This window comes from Streptomyces botrytidirepellens (assembly GCF_003721215.1).
Lineage (GTDB): Bacteria > Actinomycetota > Actinomycetes > Streptomycetales > Streptomycetaceae > Streptomyces > Streptomyces himastatinicus.
In genome coordinates, this window is the sequence record NZ_RIBZ01000139.1 from 1 (window position 1) to 22,583 (window position 22,583).

The 22,583-nt window shown below is 70.8% G+C and carries 22 protein-coding genes, 2 tRNA genes and 1 pseudogene; 15 read left to right on the forward strand and 10 right to left on the reverse strand.

Annotation, left to right across the window (positions count from 1 at the left end; genetic code table 11):
- The 7 genes from EEJ42_RS10515 to EEJ42_RS10545 form a co-directional block, all read left to right on the forward strand.
- On the forward strand, nucleotides 1-891 hold an 891-nt coding region (locus EEJ42_RS10515; protein ID WP_148081915.1), incomplete at its 5' end, for a carbohydrate ABC transporter permease.
- On the forward strand, nucleotides 888-1,799 hold the full coding sequence (locus EEJ42_RS10520) for a carbohydrate ABC transporter permease (protein ID WP_123099694.1): 912 nt from the start codon (nucleotides 888-890) through the stop codon (nucleotides 1,797-1,799). The genes EEJ42_RS10515 and EEJ42_RS10520, both read left to right, overlap by 4 nt.
- Nucleotides 1,800-1,952: 153 nt before the next feature.
- A complete protein-coding gene (locus EEJ42_RS10525) occupies nucleotides 1,953-2,852 on the forward strand; it encodes a 5-dehydro-4-deoxyglucarate dehydratase (protein WP_123099695.1) in 900 nt (299 codons plus the stop codon).
- A gap of 8 nt (nucleotides 2,853-2,860) precedes the next feature.
- Nucleotides 2,861-4,093, forward strand: a complete 1,233-nt coding sequence (locus tag EEJ42_RS10530) for a glucarate dehydratase family protein (RefSeq protein ID WP_184503026.1) — start codon at nucleotides 2,861-2,863, stop codon at nucleotides 4,091-4,093.
- A complete protein-coding gene (locus EEJ42_RS10535; RefSeq protein WP_221179351.1) occupies nucleotides 4,087-5,226 on the forward strand; it encodes a hypothetical protein in 1,140 nt (379 codons plus the stop codon). The genes EEJ42_RS10530 and EEJ42_RS10535 overlap by 7 nt, the downstream gene beginning before the upstream one ends.
- A gap of 137 nt (nucleotides 5,227-5,363) precedes the next feature.
- A tRNA-Asp gene (locus tag EEJ42_RS10540) sits at nucleotides 5,364-5,438 on the forward strand.
- A 4-nt stretch (nucleotides 5,439-5,442) separates the two neighbouring features.
- Nucleotides 5,443-5,516: transfer RNA gene (locus tag EEJ42_RS10545), tRNA-Phe, on the forward strand.
- Between the two features lie 63 nt (nucleotides 5,517-5,579).
- Here EEJ42_RS10545 and EEJ42_RS50760 read toward each other — a convergent pair.
- The 3 genes from EEJ42_RS50760 to EEJ42_RS10565 all read right to left on the reverse strand — a co-directional run bounded on the left by EEJ42_RS50760 (nucleotide 5,580) and on the right by EEJ42_RS10565 (nucleotide 7,696).
- Entirely contained in the window at nucleotides 5,580-5,732 is a 153-nt protein-coding gene (locus tag EEJ42_RS50760) for a hypothetical protein (RefSeq protein WP_184503023.1), read from the reverse strand.
- A 703-nt stretch (nucleotides 5,733-6,435) separates the two neighbouring features.
- Entirely contained in the window at nucleotides 6,436-6,912 is a 477-nt protein-coding gene (locus tag EEJ42_RS10555; RefSeq protein WP_123099698.1) for a glycine-rich domain-containing protein, read from the reverse strand.
- Nucleotides 6,913-7,273: 361 nt separating this feature from the next.
- Entirely contained in the window at nucleotides 7,274-7,696 is a 423-nt protein-coding gene (locus EEJ42_RS10565) for a hypothetical protein (protein WP_342778272.1), read from the reverse strand.
- 587 nt (nucleotides 7,697-8,283) lie between these two features.
- Between EEJ42_RS10565 and EEJ42_RS10570 the strand changes: the two genes are divergently transcribed.
- Complete coding sequence (locus EEJ42_RS10570) at nucleotides 8,284-8,469, forward strand: hypothetical protein (RefSeq protein ID WP_123099701.1); 186 nt, start codon at nucleotides 8,284-8,286, stop codon at nucleotides 8,467-8,469.
- 430 nt (nucleotides 8,470-8,899) lie between these two features.
- On the opposite strand, the gene EEJ42_RS10575 is transcribed toward EEJ42_RS10570, so the two are convergent.
- Complete coding sequence (locus EEJ42_RS10575; RefSeq protein ID WP_123099702.1) at nucleotides 8,900-9,499, reverse strand: hypothetical protein; 600 nt, start codon at nucleotides 9,497-9,499, stop codon at nucleotides 8,900-8,902.
- A 171-nt stretch (nucleotides 9,500-9,670) separates the two neighbouring features.
- Nucleotides 9,671-10,888 (reverse strand): helix-turn-helix domain-containing protein, encoded by a 1,218-nt coding sequence (locus tag EEJ42_RS10580; RefSeq protein ID WP_123099703.1) that lies wholly within the window; start codon nucleotides 10,886-10,888, stop codon nucleotides 9,671-9,673.
- Nucleotides 10,889-11,174: 286 nt separating this feature from the next.
- On the opposite strand from EEJ42_RS10580, the gene EEJ42_RS10585 reads away from it, so the two are divergent.
- A complete protein-coding gene (locus EEJ42_RS10585) occupies nucleotides 11,175-11,732 on the forward strand; it encodes a hypothetical protein (RefSeq protein ID WP_123099704.1) in 558 nt (185 codons plus the stop codon).
- Nucleotides 11,733-11,998: 266 nt separating this feature from the next.
- Here the strand turns inward: EEJ42_RS10585 and EEJ42_RS10590 are convergent, their stop codons facing one another.
- The gene (locus tag EEJ42_RS10590) at nucleotides 11,999-12,391 is read right to left on the reverse strand and encodes a hypothetical protein (protein ID WP_123099705.1); all 393 of its coding nucleotides are present in this window, start codon (nucleotides 12,389-12,391) and stop codon (nucleotides 11,999-12,001) included.
- 379 nt (nucleotides 12,392-12,770) lie between these two features.
- Between EEJ42_RS10590 and EEJ42_RS10595 the strand changes: the two genes are divergently transcribed.
- From EEJ42_RS10595 to EEJ42_RS10610, 4 genes and pseudogenes are all read left to right on the forward strand, one after another.
- Nucleotides 12,771-13,577, forward strand: coding sequence for a DUF817 domain-containing protein (locus EEJ42_RS10595; protein WP_425472872.1), 807 nt, complete (start codon nucleotides 12,771-12,773; stop codon nucleotides 13,575-13,577).
- Between the two features lie 8 nt (nucleotides 13,578-13,585).
- On the forward strand, nucleotides 13,586-14,209 hold the full coding sequence (locus EEJ42_RS10600) for a LysE family translocator (protein WP_123099707.1): 624 nt from the start codon (nucleotides 13,586-13,588) through the stop codon (nucleotides 14,207-14,209).
- 319 nt (nucleotides 14,210-14,528) lie between these two features.
- Nucleotides 14,529-14,618 (forward strand): annotated as a pseudogene (locus EEJ42_RS52665) (LysE family translocator); the annotation flags it as partial.
- 142 nt (nucleotides 14,619-14,760) lie between these two features.
- Entirely contained in the window at nucleotides 14,761-16,110 is a 1,350-nt protein-coding gene (locus EEJ42_RS10610; protein ID WP_123099708.1) for an MFS transporter, read from the forward strand.
- Nucleotides 16,111-16,168: 58 nt separating this feature from the next.
- Here the strand turns inward: EEJ42_RS10610 and EEJ42_RS10615 are convergent, their stop codons facing one another.
- Nucleotides 16,169-16,777 carry a TetR/AcrR family transcriptional regulator gene (locus EEJ42_RS10615; RefSeq protein ID WP_184503025.1) on the reverse strand — a complete coding sequence of 203 codons (609 nt, stop codon included), beginning with the start codon at nucleotides 16,775-16,777 and terminating at the stop codon, nucleotides 16,169-16,171.
- An 80-nt stretch (nucleotides 16,778-16,857) separates the two neighbouring features.
- Between EEJ42_RS10615 and EEJ42_RS10620 the strand changes: the two genes are divergently transcribed.
- Together EEJ42_RS10620 and EEJ42_RS10625 are read left to right on the forward strand one after the other, a co-directional pair.
- Nucleotides 16,858-17,904: an aldo/keto reductase gene (locus EEJ42_RS10620; protein ID WP_123099709.1), complete on the forward strand. Its 1,047-nt coding sequence runs from the start codon at nucleotides 16,858-16,860 to the stop codon at nucleotides 17,902-17,904.
- 105 nt (nucleotides 17,905-18,009) lie between these two features.
- Nucleotides 18,010-18,990, forward strand: a complete 981-nt coding sequence (locus EEJ42_RS10625) for a sulfotransferase family protein (protein ID WP_123099710.1) — start codon at nucleotides 18,010-18,012, stop codon at nucleotides 18,988-18,990.
- A 70-nt stretch (nucleotides 18,991-19,060) separates the two neighbouring features.
- On the opposite strand, the gene EEJ42_RS10630 is transcribed toward EEJ42_RS10625, so the two are convergent.
- The 3 genes from EEJ42_RS10630 to EEJ42_RS10640 form a co-directional block, all read right to left on the reverse strand.
- Complete coding sequence (locus EEJ42_RS10630; protein ID WP_123099711.1) at nucleotides 19,061-19,921, reverse strand: TauD/TfdA dioxygenase family protein; 861 nt, start codon at nucleotides 19,919-19,921, stop codon at nucleotides 19,061-19,063.
- A 35-nt stretch (nucleotides 19,922-19,956) separates the two neighbouring features.
- Entirely contained in the window at nucleotides 19,957-21,240 is a 1,284-nt protein-coding gene (locus EEJ42_RS10635) for an FAD-dependent oxidoreductase (protein ID WP_123099712.1), read from the reverse strand.
- Nucleotides 21,237-22,583, reverse strand: a 1,347-nt coding sequence (locus EEJ42_RS10640) for a prenyltransferase/squalene oxidase repeat-containing protein (protein WP_123099713.1), incomplete at its 5' end; no start/stop codon positions are given. The genes EEJ42_RS10640 and EEJ42_RS10635, both read right to left, overlap by 4 nt.

Below are 22,583 nucleotides of genomic sequence, written 5' to 3' on the forward strand. Positions count from 1 at the left end.
CGCCCGCGCGGCGGCCGCCGCTTCACCGCCCCGTCGTGGGTCCCCTGGCTGTTCGTGGCCCCCGCCCTGCTCCTCTTCGTCGTCTTCAAGTACCTGCCCATGGCCAAGGGCGTCGAGCTGAGCTTCTACGACGTCCGGCCGTTCCTCGGCAATCTGTGGGTGGGCCTCGCCAACTACCGGTCGGTCTTCGACGATCCGCAGTTCCAGGCCGCGCTGGGCCACACCGTGGTGCTGGCGGTCGGCGGAACCATCGGCTCCGTCATCGTCGGCTTCGTCCTGGCGCTGCTCCTCGAAGGCCCGGCGCGCTCCCTGTGGTTCATGCGCTCCGCCGTCTTCCTGCCGGTCGTCACCGCCACCGCCGTCGTCGGCGAGATCTGGCGGCTGCTCTACTACCCGACCAGTGCCGGCTTCCTCAACACCGTCCTCGGCTTCCTCGGCATCGGCCCGCTGCACTACCTGGACCACACCGGCTCCGCCCTGTGGTCCGTCATGGCGGTCGCCATCTGGACCGGCGGCCCCTACAACATGGTGATCGTCCTCGCCGGGCTCACCCAGGTCGACCGCGGGCTGTACGAGGCGGCCGCCCTCGACGGCGCGAACACCTGGCAGCGGCTGCGCCACATCACCCTGCCCGCGCTGCGCCCCGTCGTCACGATCCTGCTCACCCTCGCCGCCATCCGCGGCTTCCGCACCTTCACCGAGGTCTACGTCCTCACCGGAGGCGGACCCGCCGGATCCACCGACGTCTGGATGACCCGGATCTACCAGCTCGGATTCACCCGCAACGAGATCGGCGTCGCCTCCGCCGCCGCCACGCTGCTGTTCCTGGTCACGGTGTGCCTGACGGTCGCGATGCAGTGGTACCAGCGACGGAAGGAGGCCCGGCCATGACCCTCTCCGTTTCATCTCAGCGGAGGCGCCCCGGCGTCGGCGTCTCGCAGAGCGTCGAGACCGCGCTCGGCTGGCGCACCGGCCGCAACCACCTGCTGAGCATGGCCCTCCGGGCCCTGCTGTGTCTGCTCGCGCTCGCCGTGTTCGCCGGGCCGCTGATCGTGCTGTTCTCCGGCGCGTTCGACAACAACCCGGACCCCACGAAGCTGTCCGTCATCCCCAACTCCCCGACGATGGAGAACTTCAAGGTCGCGGGCGAACGGGACGTCTGGCACTACCTCGCCAACTCGCTGATCGTCGCGGGCGGCGCGCTGCTGCTCCAGGTCAGCGTCAGCGTCTTCGCCGCGTACGCCCTCGCCCGCAAGCGGTTCCGGGGGCGGGCCATCCTGTCGCTGCTCTTCCTGACGACGATGATGCTGCCCGAGGAAGTCATCGCGATCCCGCTCTCGCTCGTCCTCGGCGACCTCCCGGTCGTCCATCTGAGCCTCAAGGGCACCCTGCTCGGCATGATCCTTCCGCTCGGCGCCTGGGGATTCTCGATCTTCGTGATGACCGAGTTCATGAAGGAGCTGCCCACGGAGCTGGAGGAGGCCGCCAAGATCGACGGCGCCGGGGAGTGGCGCATCTTCGCCCAGGTCGTGCTGCCGCTGTGCCGCCCGGCCCTCGGCGTGATCACCGTCTTCGGCTTCATCATGATCTGGGACCAGTACCTGCTGCCGCTGATCGTCGCCAACGACCCGTCGGACTACACCCTGTCCGTCGCCCTCTCCACGATGCGCAGCGACACGATCGGGCCGGGGCTGGTGCTGGCCGGTTCGCTGCTCGCGCTCATCCCGAGCCTGATCGTCTATCTGCTGCTCCAGCGGTCGCTGATCCGCGGCATGACGGCCGGAGCGCTGAAGGGCTGACGGCCGCTGGCTGACGGAATCCGTCAACGCGCTGACATTTATCACTGTTTGTCAGCTGTCATCCGCAATCCGTCATCCGCTATCCGTCATCCGCCAGCTGTCATCCGCAATCCGCTATCTGTCTTCCCCTCCCCCACACTGCTGAGGTCCCGCATGAGACTCACCGGAGTGCTCTTCTTCCCCGTCACGCCCTTCGCCGCGGACGGCACCGTCGACGAGAAGACCCTCGCCACCCACATCGAGCAGGGCGTCGCCGCCGGGCCCGGCGGGGTGTTCGTCGCCTGCGGCACCGGTGAGTTCCACAGCCTGGAGCCCGGCGAGTACGAACGCGTCGTCCGCATCGCCGTCGAGGTCACCGGCGGTCGCGTCCCCGTCTACGCGGGCGCGGGCGGGCCGGTCGCGCTGGCCGCCCGGTTCGCGCGCGCCGCCGAGCGGGCCGGTGCGGACGGGCTGCTGCTGCTCCCCCCGTACCTGGTCACCTTCCCGCCCGAGGGCCTGGTCCGCTACGTCGAACAGGTCACCGCCGCCACCCGGCTGCCCCTGATCGTCTACCAGCGCGGCAACGCCGTCTTCACCCCGGAGACCGCCGCCCGCATCGCCGCCCTCCCCGGCGTGACCGGCTTCAAGGACGGCACCGGCGACCTCGACCTGATGCAGCGCATCGTCCTCACCGTGCGCTCCACGGTCGGCGGGGACTTCCAGTTCTTCAACGGCATGCCCACCGCCGAGATGACCGTGCCCGCCTACCGGGCCGTCGGCGTGGACCTCTACTCCTCCGCGGTGTTCTGCTTCGCCCCCGAGGTCTCCCTCGCCTTCCACCGGGCGGTCGGCTCCGGCGACACCGCGACGGCGGAACGGCTGCTGGCCGAGTTCTTCCAGCCCCTGGTCGCCCTGCGGGACACGGTGCCCGGCTACGCCATCTCACTGATCAAGGCGGCGGTGCGGCTGCGTGGGCTGGACGTCGGCGGGGTACGACCGCCGCTGGTGGACCCGAGCGAGGACCACCTCGCCGAACTTCAAAAGATCATCGACTCCGGACTAGGACTGGTGTGACCACACGTATGCGCATCAAGGACCTGGTGATCACCCCGATCGCCTTCCGCGACCCGCCCCTGCTCAACGCGGACGGCGTCCACGAGCCCTGGGCGCTGCGCAGCATCGTGCAGCTGGTGACGGAGGACGGGGTGACGGGCCTCGGCGAGACGTTCGGCGACACCCTCCACCTGGAACGGCTGGCGGCGCTGCGCCCCCATCTGACGGGCCTGAGCGTGTACGCGCTGGGCGAGCTGTACGAGAAGGCGGCGACCCTCTTCGACCACGCGGGCGGGGCCATCTCCTCCTTCGACCTCGGCCGGGTGCACGCCGCCGTCGAGGTCGCCTGCCTGGACGTCCAGGGCAAGCTGGCGGACCGTCCGGTGAGCGATCTGCTCGGCGGTGCGGTCCGGGACTCCGTCCCGTACAGCGCGTACCTCTTCTACAAGTGGGCCGGGCATCCGGACGCCGAACCCGACGAGTGGGGCGCGGCGCTCGACCCCGAGGGCGTCGTGGCGCAGGCCCGCCGCATGATCGACCTCTATGGCTTCGGCTCGATCAAGCTCAAGGGCGGCGTCTTCCCGCCCGACCAGGAGATCGCCGCCATCCACGCCCTGCGCGAGGCGTTCCCCGACCATCCGCTGCGGCTCGACCCGAACACCGCCTGGACGCACGAGACCTCGCTGGAGGTCGCCCGCGCCCTGGACGGCGTCCTCGAATACCTGGAGGACCCGACCGGCGGCATCCCCGGCATGGCGCGGGTCGCCGCCGCGTCGCCGCTCCCGCTGGCCACCAACATGTGCGTCGTCGCCTTCGACCACATCCCCCCGGCCGTCGCGCAGGGCGCGGTGCAGGTCGTCCTCGGCGACCACCACTACTGGGGCGGGCTCACCCGCACCCGCCACCTCGGCACCCTCTGCGACACCTTCGGCCTCGGCATGTCCATGCACTCCAACTCCCACCTGGGCATCAGCCTCGCCGCCATGACCCACCTCGCCGCCGCGACCCCCAACCTGACGTACGCGTGCGACACCCACTACCCGTGGAGCGCCCAGGACGACGTGGTGCGCCCGGGCGCACTCACCTTCGTGGACGGCGCGATCCCGGTCCCCACCGGCCCGGGCCTCGGCGTCGAACTGGACGAGGACGTCCTCGCCCGGCTGCACGAGAACTACCTGACCTGCGGACTGCGCAAGCGCGACGACACGGGGTACATGCGGCGGGTGAACCCGGACTTCGAGGCGGGCCTCCCCCGATGGTGACGGCGACCGCGTATCTGTACCCCTGGGACGTGGTCGGCGACCCGGCCGCCGCCGAGCGGATCGCGGCCCTGGGCGTGGACGCGGTGGCCCTGGCCGCCGCGTACCACTCCGTACGGGCCGCCACCCCGTTCCATCCCGCGCACCGGGTGGTCGACGCGCCCCACGCCGCGCTGTACCTCCCGGTGCGGGACGCGGCGTGGACCGGGTCCCGCCTGACCCCGGGCGCCCCGGCCTGGATGCCGACCCCCGACTCCTTCGGGGAGGCCCGCGACGCGCTGCGCGCCGCGGGCCTCCCGGTCCACGCCTGGACGGTCCTCACCCACAACACCCGCCTCGGCCGCGCCCACCCCGACCTCGCCGTACGCAACGCCTTCGGCGACCCGTACCCGTACGCCCTGTGCCCCGCGTCCGCCGAGGTCAGGGCGTACTGCACCACGCTGGTGCGTGAGGTCGTGACGCTGGGCGCGCCGGACGGCCTGGTCCTGGAGGCGTGCGGCCCCCTCGGGCTGGGGCACGGCGGCCACCACGAGAAGACGGACGGCGCGGACTGGGACGCTTCCGTGGACCGGCTGCTGTCGTGGTGCTTCTGCGGCGCCTGCCTGGACCGCTACGAGGCCGCCGACCTGGACCCGTCCCGCCTCCGCCACCAGGTCCGCCAGGCCGTGGACGGGAGCGGCCCACTACCCCCCGCCCTACTCTCGACCCTGCGTACGATCCGCACCGCCCTCACCGCGGAGCTGCGCCGAGAGGTGCTGGCCGCCGCCTCCGGCCCCGTCACCCTGCACGCGAGCGCGGACCCCTGGACCACGGGCCCCTTCGCGACGATCGCCGACGACGCCGCCCCACCGCCCGTGGACACCCTGGTCGCCTCCGCCTGGACCAGCGCCGACCAGGGCGCCGCCAACCTCACCGCCCTCCGCCCCCTGGCCGCCCCGGGCACCCGCCTCGCCGCCTACCTCCCGACCCTCCCGCCCCGCCCGGCGGACCCTTCAGTCCTGGCCGCCGAGTGGACCACCTGCCTGGCGACCGGCGCGGACGAGCTGCACCTCTACCACGCGGGCCTCGCCTCCCCGGCCCGCCTGACCGCCCTCCGCACGGCCCTCGACGCGGTCAGGACACGGCCTGAGGTCTGATACGCTGATCCAGCGACATCGACGCGGCGGAAAGCCAAAACTTCCGCCAAGAAGATCGCAGGTAGTGCGACCCCCCGACGGAAACCCGTTAGGCCCGCACGCCGCCTTGTGCGAGACTCGTGCTCGTACACACGCAAGGTCCTGTGGAGCAGTTTGGAGTGCTCGCCACCCTGTCAAGGTGGAGGCCGCGGGTTCAAATCCCGTCAGGACCGCTGCGGCTGGGTAGCTCAGTTGGTACGAGCGTCCGCCTGAAAAGCGGAAGGTCGCCGGTTCGACCCCGGCCCCAGCCACCGCCGAGAAAGCCCCCGACGAGATCCCTCGCCGGGGGCTTCTTCGTTGCCGGTGCGCTGCTGTCAGCGCCTCGCTTTGCGGATGAGCAAAAAAATCCCGATGGCGACCAAGGCTGCCCCCATAAGGATCAGAAGCGACCCGAGAACGGTCAAGATCATTCCAATAAAGATCAAGATCGTCCCGATGGCGAGAAGAAAGATGGCGAGGGCGATCATGGTGCACTCCTCCCCTCCCTCCCGACTGTGGTCCCTTCCCGTCTCCCTTGCAAACGCTTCCGGATGGGGCTGCGAGGTGAAGAGTGAATCGCCAACGCCGGTAGTTCGGGACGAAGAGGTCGTCTGAAGCCAGTCGTGACGCCAACGGGCGCGTACGGCGACGGCAGCAGCGGACGTCAGCGGACCGCCGGGCCAGGCGAAACGGGCGCCGGACGTCGCCGCACCCCGCCTGAAAAGCGGAAGTCGCCGGTTCGATCCCGGGCCCAGGCACCGCCGAGAAAGCCCCCGACGAGATCCCTCGCCGGGGGCTTCTTCGTTGCCGGTGACGCCTACGACTGACGCCAACGGAGTCGGACCTAGGCCAACCGGCTCAGATGGGCGGTGCGAGACCTACGCAGGCCCTCCGCGCCACGGTGCGGACGCGGGGGGCCGCGTTCGGGTCACTGAGCTACGGGGCGATGCCCGTACCGTCGCACCGGTTGCACCCCACTGTGAACACCTTGCCGCCCGGTTCCACGAAGACGGTCGCGGGCAGGCTGCGGCGTCTCTTGCAGCCGCAGGCCTCATCCGGTTGCGGGGTAGGTGCCAGAAGCTGATCCACGAGTTCTACGAGATCGACCCTCTCGGGGTTCACCCATTGTTTCATGACGACCACCTCCTGTGACGATGGTACGGGCGCGACGCCCGGTCGCTCAGTCCTTCGTCAGTTCGGGCCGCTCGGGCCGTCGCCGTCCGGGTCGCCGGTACAACTGCCCTCGGGGCCGCCGGGGCCGTGCTGGCAGCTGGCCGCGACCGGGATGGAGGTGTCGGTCGGCGCCAGCCACAGCGCGTCGTCCACGGGGAACCCGGCCTGCACGATGCGCTGCTGGGTCTTCGTCAGCACCTCAGGATCGCGCCGCTCAGGATCCGGTGCCTCCGGGACGTGGTGAACGAAGGCGCCGAGACGCTCGCACAGTTGGCGGTACGTGCGGGTGTGAAGAATCAGGGCGTGCCAACCCTCATCCACCACCCGCGACGGGGCGAGCGTCTGGGACGTGTCCGCAGCGGCCGCGACGAACTTCACCGCCTCGTCGACAATCCGGCCTGCCATGTCCTCGTCCATGCCGAAGTTGTTGCGCAGGACGGTCTCTACGACCTCGGCCCGCTGTGGCCGGTCCAGTAACGCAGTAACGTCACGCATGTGCCTTCCTGTCTGAGTGGGGTGGTGCACGGTTTCCGTCCCGGTCGCCAGCCGTCCAAGCGCGCGATCGGGGCGGGGCTTGTCTCCGACGGGACCCGGCACCGTGCCGGAGCCCCGTCACTTGGTGGTCGGCAGCCGTGGCGGAGCATGACGGTCCGCATGCCTACAGCTCATCGGCCGCGCTCCGCGGGGCGGTGGTGGGCGAGGAGGCTGGCGTCGAAGGGGTCTCGCTGCCTCGGGAAGGTGGGCGCGCAGTCGGGGCAGGCGTAGGCCGTGCCGGCGCCGGCGCTCGCCGAGTGCTCGATCGCGACCACGACCGGTTGCCTGGTGGTCGTTTGGCAGCGGGCGCAGACCTGGACGCTCACCGGGCCGTCGTCCCCTCGGCGGGCTCAGCGGCAATCGCCAGTACCAGGGCCTCGCGGAGGCGGTTCGTGTCGGTGATGTACCAGTCCGGCCCCACCGGAATGCGCCAGTGCAGGCGCGGACCATCCCTCCATTCGGCAGGCGGCACGCCGACGTACGTGACTTCGGCGCCGTGCGCACCGAGGGCCTGTACCTGCTGTAAGCCCTGCCAGTCCTGGGCGTGGCCCGACGGGATGAGCCAGTACATGAGGCCGTAATCGGCGATGACGGCGCCGGAGGAATCGCCGAGTAACTCCAGCGCCCGTTCGCCGATCTCAGCAGGGGCGCGCAGGGCGTCCCAGTACGGGCCGACCTGGACCATCTCGACGTCGCTGCCGCGCGGCGGCGTCCATGGACTGGGTGTTCTGGGGTGGGTCTGCACGGGGTCTCCCGGCGTCATCGGCGATCAGGTGATGACCGACCGTAGGAGCGCCGGGAGCGGGGTAGGGGCAGGATTCCTGCCCCTCGAACATTCAGGCGGCCAAAACCCCGATCTTCACGGCGAGTTCGGCAGCACGACGGCGATGCACCTGAGACTTCGACTCGGTCTCTTCCAGGACGATGCGGCGGGCGTGCCAACCAGCGTACGGCCCCCTGACCATGCCCGACCCCAGACCGGGCAGGCCACCGCCCAAACCCGCTCCACCGACTTACCAACCCACCGGTAGCAATCTGTGCCACACGTCACACGCATGCGCGTCGAGGAAATCACATCTTCCGATTGGGCGTCAACTCGCAATACCTACCAGACACTTGATCTGGCATGAACGCGACTGACGTTGCGTCATACGTGCCCTGACCTGCGGCGATGCTCATTTATGCGGTAGCTGTCACTTCCTCGCGAGCGCTATAGGCTGTGATGCGTCCAGCGAACCGGCGCGCGACTTACAGGGCGTCCGCCTTGGGCGGCCGCCGCTATGGCGGTCGCCCTGGAAGTAGCACGGCGGCCAAGTTGGACAGGAGCCGTAAATGCCGACCGGTACGAGCAGCCAGGCGTCAGAGGGCGACGAGCCCGAAGAGCCTCAGCCGGACCGGGAGGACCGCAGTATCCGCAAGCAGGTGATCGAGGTCTCCATCCAGATGGCGGGCAGCGCAACAGCCGCTGCCATCGGAGACTTAATCGGACAACTTCTTGCGAAGCTGATCGGCGTGTGACGCTGTGAAGCACTGCGGTCCCGGGCGGGCAAACGCCCGGGACCGCGATTACTGCGGGATGACTCCCACTCAGCGAGGCCCCGTCTGTCATTGCTGTGGCATCGGGGCCTCGCCCTTTGCGAGCTTTAGGCTTGCCCGCAAGTCTCTATCCAACCGTACCCGGCCGGGCGGGCGGCCGGGCGGGCGGGCGGATCACGAGAGGCCACAGGCACCCTCGTCTGACGCCAGCCGTGACGCCAACGGCCGCGTACGCCGACGGCAGCAGCGGACGGCAGCGGACCGCTGAGCCAGGCGAAACGGACCCCGCAGGTCGCCGCGCCCCGCCTGAAAAGCGGAAGGTCGCCGGTTCGACCCCGGGCCCCAGCCACCGCCGAGAAGCCCCCGACGAGATCACTCGCCGGGGGTTTCTTCGTTGCCGGTGACGCCTATATCAGGCCGACCCCTGCTTGTGGGACTGGTTCGTGGCGGCAATTCCGGTCCATGGGCCGCGCTGTTCCGCGAAGCTGGACACATGCGCAGGGCAGGCGAAGATCGTCGTCCCGCCGACGCTGCCCCCGTGGCCCATCGCCACCGGGATCGGCTCGCTGGTCGCCAACTGGCAGCGGTAGCAGAGCTGTCGCCCGCCCGCAGTAGGCCCCAGGATGTCGGTGACCGCCTGCGCCAAGGCCTTATGCAGCCGCAGGGCGTCGGTCAGGCACCGATCATGAGCGAGAGGAACTCGCCAGTAGGTGCGGTGGCCGGTGGTCCAGTGCGCGGGAGGCACGCCCAGCAGGGTGGTTTCGTCGGCCAGCGCGGTGAGGACACGTACCTGACGCAGATGCCAGCTCCTGGCGCTGCCGGTCTCGATCAGCCAGTACACGGTGCCGTACCCGTCGTCCTGAATGACGGCACCGGACGCCTCGCCGAGCACGTCCAAGGCGCGGTTTCCGATGTCGGCAGTCGCACGCACGGCATCCCACCAACGGCCCACCGGTAACGCCTCCACGTCGGCATCGTTCGGCGGGGTCCACGACAAGGATCTGGTCGTCACGTCGCTCTCTCCTGCGGTCTGCGCGGAGCGGCACCGGCCAGTGCCCTCGTGGGCACGAGGCCAGCGGCCGCCATCGTGCGGATCACGCTAGGTGTGTGCACGATCACATCCCAGTGACGTAGTGCACCAGATGCTGGGGCAACATGGAGCGGCTAGGACATCACGTCCCAGTCAGAGCGCGGGCTCAACTCCTAGGCGGGCAGCCAGTCCGCGGAGCCGGGTGTTGCGCCGCTGCTCCTCCTCGCGCATCTCCAGCACAGTGGCCCGCGCGAGGGCCTGATACCGGATCCACTCGGGCTGATCGGCTTCCACCTCCAGCAGCGTCTCCAGCGCTCCCTCGTCGTCGCCGGTCTGGTACCGCGCCTGGGCCACGTCCAGCCGGTGAGCCGCCAGGTGCACCGGCCGCCTGATCAACTCGTGACGCACATCCGCCGCCGCTTCCAGCGCCTTCGCCGGATCCGGCTCGTTTCCAGCGAGGGCAACGTTGACGATCTGCGTCTTCACGTCGACCGGGGAGAACGCCGTCCCGTACACCCGCACCGGGCCGGACCGTACAGCCGCAGCCTCAGCGAAGTTGAGGAACTGATCGGCGTCATCCTTACGATCCCGCCGCGCGGCGGGCGTGGCCGCGGCCACGAGCAGATTCCCGTACACCGCGTACTGCGCGCTCGTGCCGCCCCGCATCGGGGGCTCCAATGCGTCGGCCTTTCGCTCGGCGACCAACTGCGCCTCCTCCCACCGGCCCTGCCGCAACAGCACCCACGACAGCGTGGACACGCCCATGCCCTCCATGAGCGGATCGGACGCCCGCTGCGCCGCGTCCAGTTGCTTGGCCACCGCCTCGAATGCCCAGTCGGGGTGCCCGGCCTGCGTGGTCAGGCTGGCCGCGAGCTGATAGGCGAGCGCGAGCTGCTTCCAGACCTGTTCCACGAGCGAACCGGTCGTCTCCCGGGCGACCGCGCGCCCATCGCGAAGGACGAGCGGCAACGAGCCGGCGAGCCTGCTGTATCGACCCTTCCAGTACAGCGACGTGGCTGCGCGGACCTGATTCATCCACACCTCTGCGGAGGGCGGCTCCTCGTCGAGGCCGTCAGCGGGGACACCGGGCAGCACGCTGATGTCCTGGATGGCGTCGCGAAGCGCGATCAGGCCGCCGTCGTCCGGAAGTTCCGTGGTCACGGTGGGCTGCCCCAGCAGTCGGTCCAGCTCAGTGTCGAGTGCCCTCGCCAAGGCCCGGAGCGTGGACAGGCGCGCCGACTGCCGGATGTTCTGCTCCAGCTTCCGGATCGTGTCGACGTGCACCCCTGACCGCTCGGCCAGCCCTTCTTGCGTGACATCGAGATACCGACGGAGTTCGCCAAGGCGGTCGCCGATGGTCTTGTCACTCATGGTGCGCCCCCCACCAGACGGTCTTCCAGTCACGGTACGCCCGGCGAGCGGCGTCGTGCGGGGTTGCACACGAAAGTGCACCTTCCCGGTCCGAGTTGTGCGTCGGAGAGGGCCGCAGGACCAACCGCGTCAGCGGAGAGGATGTCGGATGGCATGCGTCCTCGTCCCTGTGCGCCCGCCAGAGCCGAGAACACGACGCCACCTCACCCGGCCTGTGCGTGATCCTTGACCGGACTGTTCTCGCCGCTGATGCTGATCGTTCGGCCGGGGCGACGGGGAGGGTTTTATGCCTGCCAAGGCACTGTTCCAAGCGAGCGGGTGGAGAGGGCGCGAGGTTGAGATACCGCGCTCCGAGCGGGGTCCCGCGCTCTTGGAGTTCAAGGGAGGCCTGACCACCTCTTTCAAGGTCCTCGCGTTGCACCGGTCGGCGACCCGCAAGACCTACGGCGAGGAGCTGCTGTATTCCTACGGGCCCAAGGCGCTAAGGGCGTTGCTGCCCGCCCAGTACAACCGTGTGGAGGTCCAGCGTGTGAAGCCACGCCCCACCTCAGGGACCGGGTTCTCCCGCTGGCGCCTACGGACGCTTGAGGTCGCCGACCTGGCTGGGTTGGAGGACGTGCTGTCCGGCGAACACGAGACGCTCGTGTACTTCGCGGATCGCGCCCGCGTGTCGTTCGCCTGGCTGGGAGACACCGAGCACGGAGAACTCCACTTCACGCCCGAATACGGGAACGAGGCAAGGCAGCTGTCTCGGCACGGCGATATACGCGGAACGGTCACGGTTCCAGGTGCCGGCTTCCTGGCCGTCCGCACGTTCGGTAAGTGGACGCTGGAAAAGCGGTAGTCACGTGCGGCGGGCTGGTATCCGAACCTGACATCGACGGGGCAGCGGACACAGCAACCACCGCGACTGCACCAGACAGCCACCGGCCCCAGACGGTCGCACGGCCAGCCCAGCAGACTTCAGCCACCGTTCCGCCCGTAGTTCGGGACGAGGAGGTCGTTCTGAAAACGCGGAACGTCGTCGCCGAGAGGCCCCGATGGGATCGTCCATCGGGGCCATTCATACGCGCGGATACGCGGCCGGAGGGTCCGTCCGAGCCGGGGCGATCAGACGTCGGCGCAGATGACGAAGACGCTGATGCCCACGTTGTCGGTGGCGGTCTGGCGGCCCAGGCCGATCCAGCCGGTTCCGTCGTCGGTGGGGAAGCTGCCGAGGAGGATCGCGGTGTCGCCGCGTGCCTCGGCGCCGCCGCCGAGGGCCTTCTTGCCGTGGGGGCAGTAGACCGTGCGCCGCTGCAAGTTCGGGACGTTCTCGTTGGGCAGGGTGACCAGCTCGTAGCCGGGCACCCCCTCGCCGGGGCGGGGGCCTCCCTGGAGAACGGGCGCCTCGGCACCGTAGGAACCGGACTCCTGGCCGCCGCTGCCGTGCGCCGCCCACGCGGCGCCTGGCGTCAGGGCCATGGCCAGTGCTCCGGCAGCGATGACGAGCCTGCCACGCATGCGTGTCTTCCTTTCGTCACGGGCCCCTGGACGGGACCGGCACCGTGAGAAGCGTGACCAGGCATAGCGGAAAGTAAGGCGTAAAAGTGTGCAAATCCTACGTACGGGGGAAGCGTGAGGGCGTATGGGTGGGCCGGGGCGGAACCGGGTCGCCCTGGGGGCGGCGGGATGGTGGGCGTCCTGGCTATGGGGGCGCCGAAGGACGCGGACATCGACGCGTCGGTATATCGGCAGCTGTTCCAGATTCACGTCCATCCCGACTTCTTGGGGCGCGGGGTGGGCGGAGCCTTGCATGAGGCGTTTGCCGGGCGGCTGGGACATCGACTACGTGCGGATGCGGCTGCGCGTCGGCTGACTGAAAAGGGCAACCTGGTGGTGGCTGCCGGGCGTCCCTGGGGGCGTGGTCAGTGCTTTTTCGCTTGTTCAGCAGTTGCTGCGCTTCGCTCGGTTGCAGACGCGCAGCTGCGCATTCGCCGTGGCCCTGTTGTCCGGGGTCGCGGCGTCCGCGGTGGTGCCGCGGTTGCCAGTGGCTCGGTATGACCTGCTGCTGGTCTACGGGCTGCTGCTCACGGTGGTGTTCCGGTGGTGTGGCTGGGAGACCGGGCGGGATGTGGCGATCATCGCCGTGTGCCATGTGATCGGACTGGCCTTCGAGCTGGTGAAGGTCTCGCTCGGGTCGTGGAGCTATCCGGAGCCCGCGGTGTTCAAGTTCGCGGGGGTGCCGCTGTACGGCGGGTTTCTGTATGCGGCGTTGGGGAGTTACGTGTGTCGTGCTTGGCGGCTGCACGACCTGGAGCTGGTGCGTTATCGCCCGTGGCCCACCGCGGCGGTGGCCGCGGCCGTCTATGTGAACTTCTTCAGCCACCACTGGCTGCCCGATATCCGCTGGGTCCTCGCCGTGCTGCTCGTGGCGGTCACCGCCGGTACGTCGGTGCGGTTCACCGTGGGGAGCGTGCGCTACCGCATGCCGCTGGCGCTGTCGTTCGCGCTGATCGGCTTCTTCCTGTGGCTGGCCGAAAACATCGCCACGTACGTGGGGGCCTGGCGCTACCCGCATCAGATGCACGGCTGGCAGCCGGTCCCGGTGGAGAAGTTCGGGGCCTGGGCGCTGCTGGTCAGCGTCACGGTGGTGCTGGTGGCGGCCGTACAGCGACCCCTGCCCGGGGGCGGCAGAGCAGTGCGATGATGCGACACATGTTCGTCCAGTTTTTGGCCGCCGCTGGTGTGCTCGCCGTCCTGACCGTGGTTCCCGGGCCGGACATGGCCGTGGTGACGAAGCGGGCCGTCTCGTGCGGCTGGCGGGACGGCTTGCGGACGGCCGCCGGGATCACCACCGGGCTGCTGGTGTGGGGTGTGCTGACGCTGGTGGGGCTGGCGGCCGTGCTGGCCGCGTCCGCCGTGGCCTACACGGTGGTGAAGCTGGCGGGGGCCGCCTATCTGATCGTGCTCGGGGTGCAGTCGCTGCTGCGCAGTCGGCGTGGACGGGCGACCGGTGCTCCGGCGGCATCAGCGGCCGCTCCGGCGGGGAACGCCTGGCGTACGGGGCTGGTCAGCAACGTCTTCAATCCCAAGATCGCCGTCTTTTATACGGGTCTGCTGCCGACGCTCGCCCCGGCCGGGCTCTCTCCCCACCTGGGGATGGCGATCCTGGTGCTGCTGCACGCGTCGATCACCGCCGTCTATCTCGCCGGCTACGTGATGCTGCTGGCCAAGGCCCGCGGCTTCTTCGAACGGCCCGCCGTGCGGCGAGCCTTGGACCGGGTGACCGGTGTCGTCCTGATCGGGTTCGGGGTCAAGGTGGCCGCGACGCGGCCCTGACGGGCGCGCGGCCGGGCACATCGCCGCTCCCGTGGGGGTGGGCTTCTTCGTTGCCGATGACGCCCATGTCGGCAGTTACCGGGGGGAACTCCTGTTTCAAACGGAGCCGCTGCCACAGAATCGGAAGCCGCGGGCCGTCAGAGGGAGAAGTGGATTGTCACGGGGATGGAAGATCACGCTCATCGTGCTGGCAGCGGGGGTCGTCGGCTGGTTCCTGTGGCCCTGGTTCCTGTACTCCTGGGCGCGCAGGGAATGAGGAGCCGCGAGAGTCGCCGCGCTGCGACGGGAAGTCCCTGACGAACGGGGATGGCCAGCCGCCGAACGGCCCGCCGTGCGGCGAGCCTTGGACCGGGTGACCGGTGTCGTCCTGATCGGGTTCGGGGTCAAGGTGGCCGCGACGCGGCCCTGAGTCATCCCGGTGAGTGGAACGCCTTCGTTCCCGCCGGGGAAGCCGCGNGTCATCCCGGTGAGTGGAACGCCTTCGTTCCCGCCGGGGAAGCCGCGGCGAACAATCACCGCCCAAAGCCGATCCGCAACCTTGGAGAGTCGGCATGGCAGACGAAAAGGGCGCCCCGCGCGAAGTCCGCAAGGCAGCGATCGCAAGCTTGTTCGGCAGTGCATTGGAGTGGTACGACTTCTTCCTTTACGGCACAGCCGCCGCGCTCGTGTTCAACACCCTGTTCTTCCCGACCTTCGATCCGCTCGTGGGAACGATCGCCGCCTTCGGCACCAACGCGGTCGGCTTCCTCGCCCGGCCGCTCGGCGGGATCATCTTCGGGCACTTCGGTGACCGGCTCGGCCGTAAGTCGATGCTGGTCATCACCCTGGTGATCATGGGCGTCGCGACGTTCCTGATCGGCCTGCTGCCCACCTACAGCACCATCGGGGTGTGGGCACCGGTGCTGCTGGTGGCCTTGCGGATCGTGCAGGGCATCGCGGTCGGCGGCGAGTGGGGCGGGGGCGTGCTGATCGTCAGCGAACACGCGCCGAGCCACCGCCGCGGCTTCTACTCGGCCTGGAGCCAGACCGGCATTGGGCTCGGGTTCGTCCTCTCGGCCTCCGTCTTCGCGCTGGCCCAGGGGGTGACCAGCACCGAGTCCTTCCTCGCCTGGGGATGGCGGATTCCGTTCATGGTCGGCATCCTGCTCACCGCCGTCGGGCTGCTGATCCGGCTGCGGATCATGGAGACCCCCGCGTTCCGGCAGGCGGAGGCGACCACGGGGGCGAAGACGGGGAAGTCCACGCCGCCGATCCTCGACGTCCTCCGGACCCACCCCCGGTCCGTGCTGATCGCCTTCGGCGCACGCGTCGCCGAGACCGGCGCCAGCTATCTCTTCCTCACCTTCAGCCTGTCCTACGCGGCCAAGATCGGCGTGGGCAACGGGGTGGTGCTGGCCGCGGTCGTGGTGGGGATGCTGGCGGAGTCGTTCGCGATGCCGATGTTCGGGGCGCTCTCCGATCGCGTCGGGCGCCGCCCCGTGTACATCGGGGGCGCGGTCGCGGTGATCGTGTGGGCCTATCCGTTCTTCGCGATGTTCGACTCGCGCAATCCGGTGCTGATCTTCGTGGCCATCTTCGTGGCCGTCGTGATCGGCCACGGGGCGATGATCGGCACCCAACCGGCGTTCTTCACCGAGCTCTTCGCGAGCCGGGTCGCCTACAGCGGACTCGCCCTCGGGCATGAGCTGGCCTCGATGATCGTCGGCGGCTTCTCCCCCATCGTCGCCACCGCGCTGCTCGCCTGGGCCGGGGCATCCTGGCCGATCGCGCTGTTCCTCATCGGCATGGGCGCGGTCACCGTGATCGCGGTGGCGGCCGCTCCCGAGACCAACCCCAGCCTCATCAAGAACCGCGAGGCCCCGGCGCAGGAGGCCGAGGCCGCGGAGACCTCGGCCGTCTGAACGGCGCTTCCGGCATGCCCCCTCCATGGAGCCCTCCCCCTCCGCGGAGGGGGCATGCCTATGCGTACGCCCCCGCGCGCGCCGCCGCCACGGCGGCCTCGGCGGCGCGGTCCGCGGCCGCCTCGTCCAACGGGATGCCGCTGGTCAGCAGTCGGTAGTAGAGGGGCGCGGAGACCGCCCGGATCACCTCGTGGGGATCGGTGCCCTCGGGGACTTCCCCGCGGTCGATGGCCTGCTGGACGCAGGGCGCCCACTCCTGGATCCGCAGCTCGTAGAAGCGGTGCAGGGCCTCGGCCGTCCTCGGGTCGCAGGTGGCGGCCGCGATCACCGCCTTGAACAGGGCGCCCTGCCGCGGATCGGTCAGGGTCCGCCGTACGAGCCGGGCGTTGGCCGTCAGGTCACCGAGCAGCGAGCCGGTCTCGGTGCGCGGGAGCGACTGCTCGGCCATGTCCGTCAGCAGGTCGGCCACCAGGCCGGTCACGGTGCCCCAGCGGCGGTAGACGGTCGTCTTGCCCACCTCGGCGCGGCGGGCGATGTCCGCGAGGTCGAGGTGGGCGAAGCCCTGCTCGGCCAGGGTGTCCCCGGTCGCCCGCAGCACCGCCGCCCTGACCCTGGCCGTGCGTCCGCCCGGGCGGACCGTCCCCGGATCCGCGTCACCGTCCACCATAACGGGACTCCTGTTCCGTTAGCCGTCTTCCTCTGCTACGTTCAGCTTAACGGAACCATAGAACCGTTAGAGGAGTGGCCATGGAACACAGACGGCTGGGCGCATCCGGACTCCAGGTCCCGGTGCTGAGCTTCGGAGCGGGCACCTTCGGTGGCCGGGGGCCGCTGTTCGGCGCCTGGGGCAGCACCGACGCGCACGAGGCACGGCGCCTCGTGGACATCTGCCTCGACGCGGGGCTCACGATGTTCGACACCGCCGACGTCTACTCCGACGGCGCCTCCGAGGAGGTGCTGGGCGAAGCGATCAAGGGCCGCAGGGACCGGGTGATCGTGTCCACCAAGACCGGCCTGCCGACGGGCGAAGGACCGGGGGATGCCGGTACGTCCCGTTCGCGTCTGATCACCGCGTGCGAGAACGCCCTGCGGCGGCTCGGCACCGACTACCTCGACCTCTTCCAGCTGCACGCCTTCGACGCCGGTACGCCCGTCGAGGAGGTCCTGTCCACGCTCGACGATCTCGTCCGGGCGGGAAAGGTCCGTTACACCGGCATCTCCAACTTCTCCGGCTGGCAGGCGATGAAGTCGCTCGCCCTCGCCGACGAGCGCGGCCACCAGCGCTACGTGGCACACCAGGTCTACTACTCCCTCATCGGCCGCGACTACGAATGGGAGCTGATGCCCCTCGGGCTCGACCAGGGTCTTGGGGCGCTCGTCTGGAGCCCGCTGGGCTGGGGGCGGCTGACCGGCAAGGTCCGGCGGGGCGCACCGCTGCCGGAGCACAGCCGACTGCACCGTACGGCCGACTACGGACCGCCCGTCGACGACGACCACCTGTACCGCGTGGTCGACGCCCTCGACGAGATCGCCGAGGAGACCGGCAGGGCCGTCCCGCAGATCGCCATCAACTGGCTGCTGCGGCGGCCGACCGTCGCCTCCGTCATCATCGGCGCCCGCAACGAGGAGCAGCTCCGCCAGAACCTCGGCGCCGTCGGCTGGACGCTCACGCCCGCCCAGGTGGCGAAGCTCGACGCGGCGAGCGCCAGGACGGCCCCGTACCCGTACTTCCCCTACCAGCGGCAGGAAGGCTTCGCCCGGCTCAATCCGCCAGTGTGGGGATCGCCCTCGTAAGCGACGGGCGCAGGGGTACGGGCGGCCCGGGTGGGTACGGGCCGCAGGAGTCCGGGGCCGCTTCACGGAACGGCCCCGGCGCCCCCACAACGCTCCGGGAGAGACATGGCAGCACGGCCGTTGACCTTCGTCGTCGGAACCGGGCGGTGCGGCTCCACCGCCCTGTCGGAGGTGCTGCGCCTGCACCCCCACCTCCTCAGCCTGAGTGAGCTGATGGCCTCCCTGGAGCCGAGTGCGCTGCCCGAGGGGCCGCTGACCGGGGAGGAATTCTGGGAGATCCTGGCGAGCCCGCCCGCGTTCGCCAACCGGCTGATCCGGGAGGGCTTCGGGCTGCCGGAGCACACCTATCCCGGCTTCGGAGGGCGGTTCTCGGCGGACGGGGACGGGATTCCGGCGGTGGCGATGACGACGCTGCCGCATCTGAGCGACGAGCCGGACGCGCTGTTCGACGCGCTGCGGCCCGTGGTGTGCGGGCGGCCCCGGGGGCCGGTCGGGGAGCACCACCGGGCGCTGTTCGACGCGCTGGCCGAGCGGTTCGGCAGCCGGGCCGTGGTGGAGCGGTCCGGGTTCTCGCTGCGGCTGGTGCCCCGGCTGCGGGAGGTGTTCCCCGAGGCGCGGTTCGTCCATCTGTACCGGGACGGGGCCGACTGCGCGCTGTCGATGAGCCGCCATCCCGGCTTCCGGATGATCCAGCTGATGCGGGAGGGCGGCGACGTTCCGGGCGAGCTGGCCGCGTTGATGAGCGACGAGAGCGCCGAGATCAAGCCCCTGCTGACGCGGCCCGTGCCGCTGTCCGCCTTCGGGCGGCTGTGGTCGGACACGGTGATCGAGGGGCTGGCGCACCTCGATGCGCTGCCCGGGGAGCTGGTGCTGCCGCTGTCGTACGAGGCGCTGCTCGACGCCCCCGACGCCGAACTCACCCGCCTGGCGGCGCACCTCGGCGTCGAGCCGCTGTCCGGGTGGCTGGCCGGGGCACGGGTGCTGCTGGACGGCGGGCGGCGGGGCAGCGCCGAGACGTTGCCGCCGGCGGAGCTGGCCGCGCTGCGGGAGAGCTGTGCGGCGGGGGCGCGGGCGCTGGAGGCGTAGGCGCTGGAGGCGTAGGGCACGCCGTTGTACGGCCCCGGGCGCGCCCGGGGCCGTACAACGGAGCCGTCCGTCAGTAGCCCGCCTTGGCGTTGACCCGGCGCGGGTAGTAGCGCTCGTCGCCGCGCCGCTCGTAGTTCTTCCAGCGCGGGGCGTCGCCGGTCGGGTGGTCGCCGAGGATGGTGACCCGCTGGCCCCTGCGGTAGGCGGAGTAGTCGTTGATGGCCAGGTGCTGGGTCGCCCTGTTGTCCCACATGGCCACCGCGCCGGGCTGCCAGCGGTAACGGCAGTTGAAGGCGGGCTGCTCGGAGTGCTCGAAGAGGAACTGGAGGACCGAGTCGCTCTCGTGCCTGCTGAGCTGCGGAATGTGCGACGACCACATGCGGGTGACGTACAGCGAGCGGCGCCCCGTCTCCGGGTGGACCCGCACCACCGGGTGCTCGGCCGTCAGCTCGCCGACCTCGGGCGCCTTGAGGACGTGGACGGCGGTGAGCCCGTCGAGCATCTCGCGGTACGGCTCGGACAGCGTCTCGTACGCCAGGTACTGGTTGCTCCACATCGTGTCGCCGCCGGACTCCGGACAGGTGACCAGGTGCAGGATCGAGGCGACCGGCGGGTTGGGGCTGAAGGTGACGTCGATGTGCCACGCGTCGGCCTTGCCGCCCTTGTCGGACTCGATCAGCGCCAGCTCCGGATAGCCCTCGACCTTCGGCAGGAACGGATGCACCTCCACCTCGCCGAAGCGCTTGCCGAGGGCGATGTGGGCCTCCGGGGTGAGGTGGGACTGGTCCGGGAAGAAGATCACCAGGTAGCGCAGCAGCAGCTCGCGGATCCGCTCGAAGTCGGCGTCGCCGATGTCCGTCAGGTCCATCCCGAAGATCTCCGCGCCGAGGGCGCCGGACACCGGGCGTACGACTGCTTCCTGTTTCTGCATGAATGCCGTCCTTTGGGGAGCGGAAGGGCTTGGGCTCAGGTCTGGGGGACGCGGTGGGCGCGCGGGTCGGGCAGCACGCCGAGCTGGTGGAGACGGTCCAGGAACGTCATCGGCCGGGGGCCGAGGCCGGACATGTTGTACGTGACGGTGTGCAGCAGCCGGGGATTGCGCCCCGTGAAGCGGACCGCCCGCCGCCCCACGACCCGGCCGCGCCAGGTCAGATCGGTGACCATGCGGGCCGCGTTGTCGCTGGTGGTGGCCGCCTGGGCGAGGATCGGGCGCCGTTCCGCCTGGTAGGCGCGGAGGGCGGCGTCCACGGTGGCGGCGGTGGGCGCGGCGCCGTGGAGGTGCTCGGCGAGCCGGTCGGCCAGCGAGGCGGCGCAGGTGATCGCGGTGTTCATGCCCTGCGCGGCCATCGGGTGCACGGCGTACGCGGCCTCGCCGACGAACGCCATCCCGGGGACGGCCAGCCGGGGCGAGAGGAAACGGGACACCGGCAGCATCTGCCTGCTGTCCAGACCGGCCAGCAGCGGCCCGGATAGGGGTTCCAGCGCGGGCACCTCCGCCACCACCCCCTCGGCCCAGGCGGCCAGGGCCGACCGGTCGCGGCCGCCGCGCAGTTCGTCGGGCGCGGTCTGTACGTACAGCCGCACCCGGTCGCCGGGCAGCGCGTACACCAGCCGCAGCCCGCGCGCGCTGAGGTACGCCGAGAAGTCGTCCGGGCGGGGCGCGCCCGCGAGGTCGAAGGACACCAGGCGGTGCGGGTAGTCCACGCGCCGTGCGTCGATGCCCGCGGCGCGGCGCAGCCGGGACGAGATGCCGTCCGCGGCGACCGTCAGCGGCGCGTGGACCTCGTACCGCCGTCCGCCCTCGGTGACCGCCACGCCGGTGACGCGGCCCGAGCCGTCGCGCAGGGCCTCCTCGACCAGGACGCCCCGGCGCACCTCCACGGTCGGGCCGAGGCCCTCGGCCAGCGCGTCCAGGATGGCCAGGTGGTCGTGGGAGAGCAGCCACCGGTCGCCCTCGGGGAGGCGGCCGTAGTCCAGCGCCATCAGCGGCGTCCCGGCCGGGGCCCGGACCACCAGGCGGCCCAGCCGCACCCCGGCCCGCTGCTCCAGCAGCCGTTCGGTGCCCCAGCGGCGCAGCACGCGCAGCGCGCCGGGCTGGAGCACCTCGCCCTTGGCGACCGGGCGCATGTGGGGCTGTTTGTCGACGACGAGGACGCGCAGGCCCAACTCCCCCAGGGCGCGCGCGGAGGCGAGCCCTCCGGCGCCCGCGCCGCACACCACGGCGTCGTACCGTGGGTTCTTCTCGCTCATACGGAACCCCCCGGGGACGCGGTGGCCGTCCGCAGCCTGGCCAGGGCGCGGAGCGCGAGCCCGGAGGCGATCACGTCGTCCGCGTAGCGGTAGCAGAAGCGGATGTACTCGTTCACCGGCGATCCGGCCCAGCCGCCGTCCGGCCGCTGGGCGTCCGTCAGATGGCGGGCGGCGGCCGTCACGGGCCGCGACCCGGGGGCGTGGCCCGCGGCGAGCAGCGCGTACAGCGCCCAGGCCGTGTCCTCGACGGTGCCCCCGCCGCCGCTCTCGTCCGCGGACGCGCCGCCGTCCCAGGAGCCGTCGTCGGCCTGGGTGCGCAGCAGCCACGCGGCCGCCCGTGCGGCCGCCGGGTGCGCGGCGCCCACCGTGCGGCACAGCGTTTCCAGCACCACCGACGTGCCCGCCGTGCGTCCCCGGTACCACAGGGCCTCGTACGAACCGTCCGCCCGCTGTTGCGCGACGAGCCAGCGCACGGCCTTCACCACGCGCCGGTCGCCGGTGCCCGCGCCGTGGTCCAGCAGCGCGCGGACCGCCTTGGCGGTCATCTGCGGGCAGGGGCCGAACCCGCCCGGCTTGCTGTTCCGCACGGCCAGGCTCCAGGAGCCCGCGGAGTCCTGCGTCCGGGTCAGCCAGTCGATGCCGCGCCGTACGTGCGGGTCTCCGCCGCCGCCGGGGAGGCGGAGCAGCACCGAGCTGATCTCCGCGGTCTCCAGCGCCATGGGCCAGCTGTGCGCGCTGGAGAAGCCCCAGTAGCCGGGCGGGCAGCCGAGGGCGGCGAACGGGGTGTTCTGCTGGCGCCCGTGGAACATCGCGCGGGTCGCCCGCAGCCGGGGATCCTGTGCGTACCCCGCCTCCAGGAGCGCGGAGGCGGCGAAGCTCGACCAGGTGACGTCCAGCGGCATCAGCTCCCACCCGCCGTCCGCGTCGGCCGCCGCCCGCAGCCACCCGGCGGCGGCCCGCACGATGTCCGGGGCGAGCCCGGAGCGGGTGGTGCCGACGCAAATGAGGCCGGTCAGCCAGGGGTCCGTGCTGAACGCCCCGCTCGCGCCCTCCCGTTCGTACGCCTCGCGGACGACGGCCAGCGCGGCGGGCCGGGCCAGCGCGTTGAGCCGCCGCCGTACCAGCCCCTGGGTGCCGCGGCGCACCGTGGCCTGGCCGAGCGCCATGCTCGCCAGGATCGGCATCCGCAGGCTGAGCAGCCGCCGCGCGGGCCCGCGCAGCAGCAGCAACTCCAGCGGGAGGCGCGGCAGCGCCGCCTCGTCCAGCCGCCCCGCGAGGACGCCGAACTGCCGGGTCAGCCCCGCCATCACCGGCTCCGGCAGCGCCTCGGGCCCGCCCAGCCC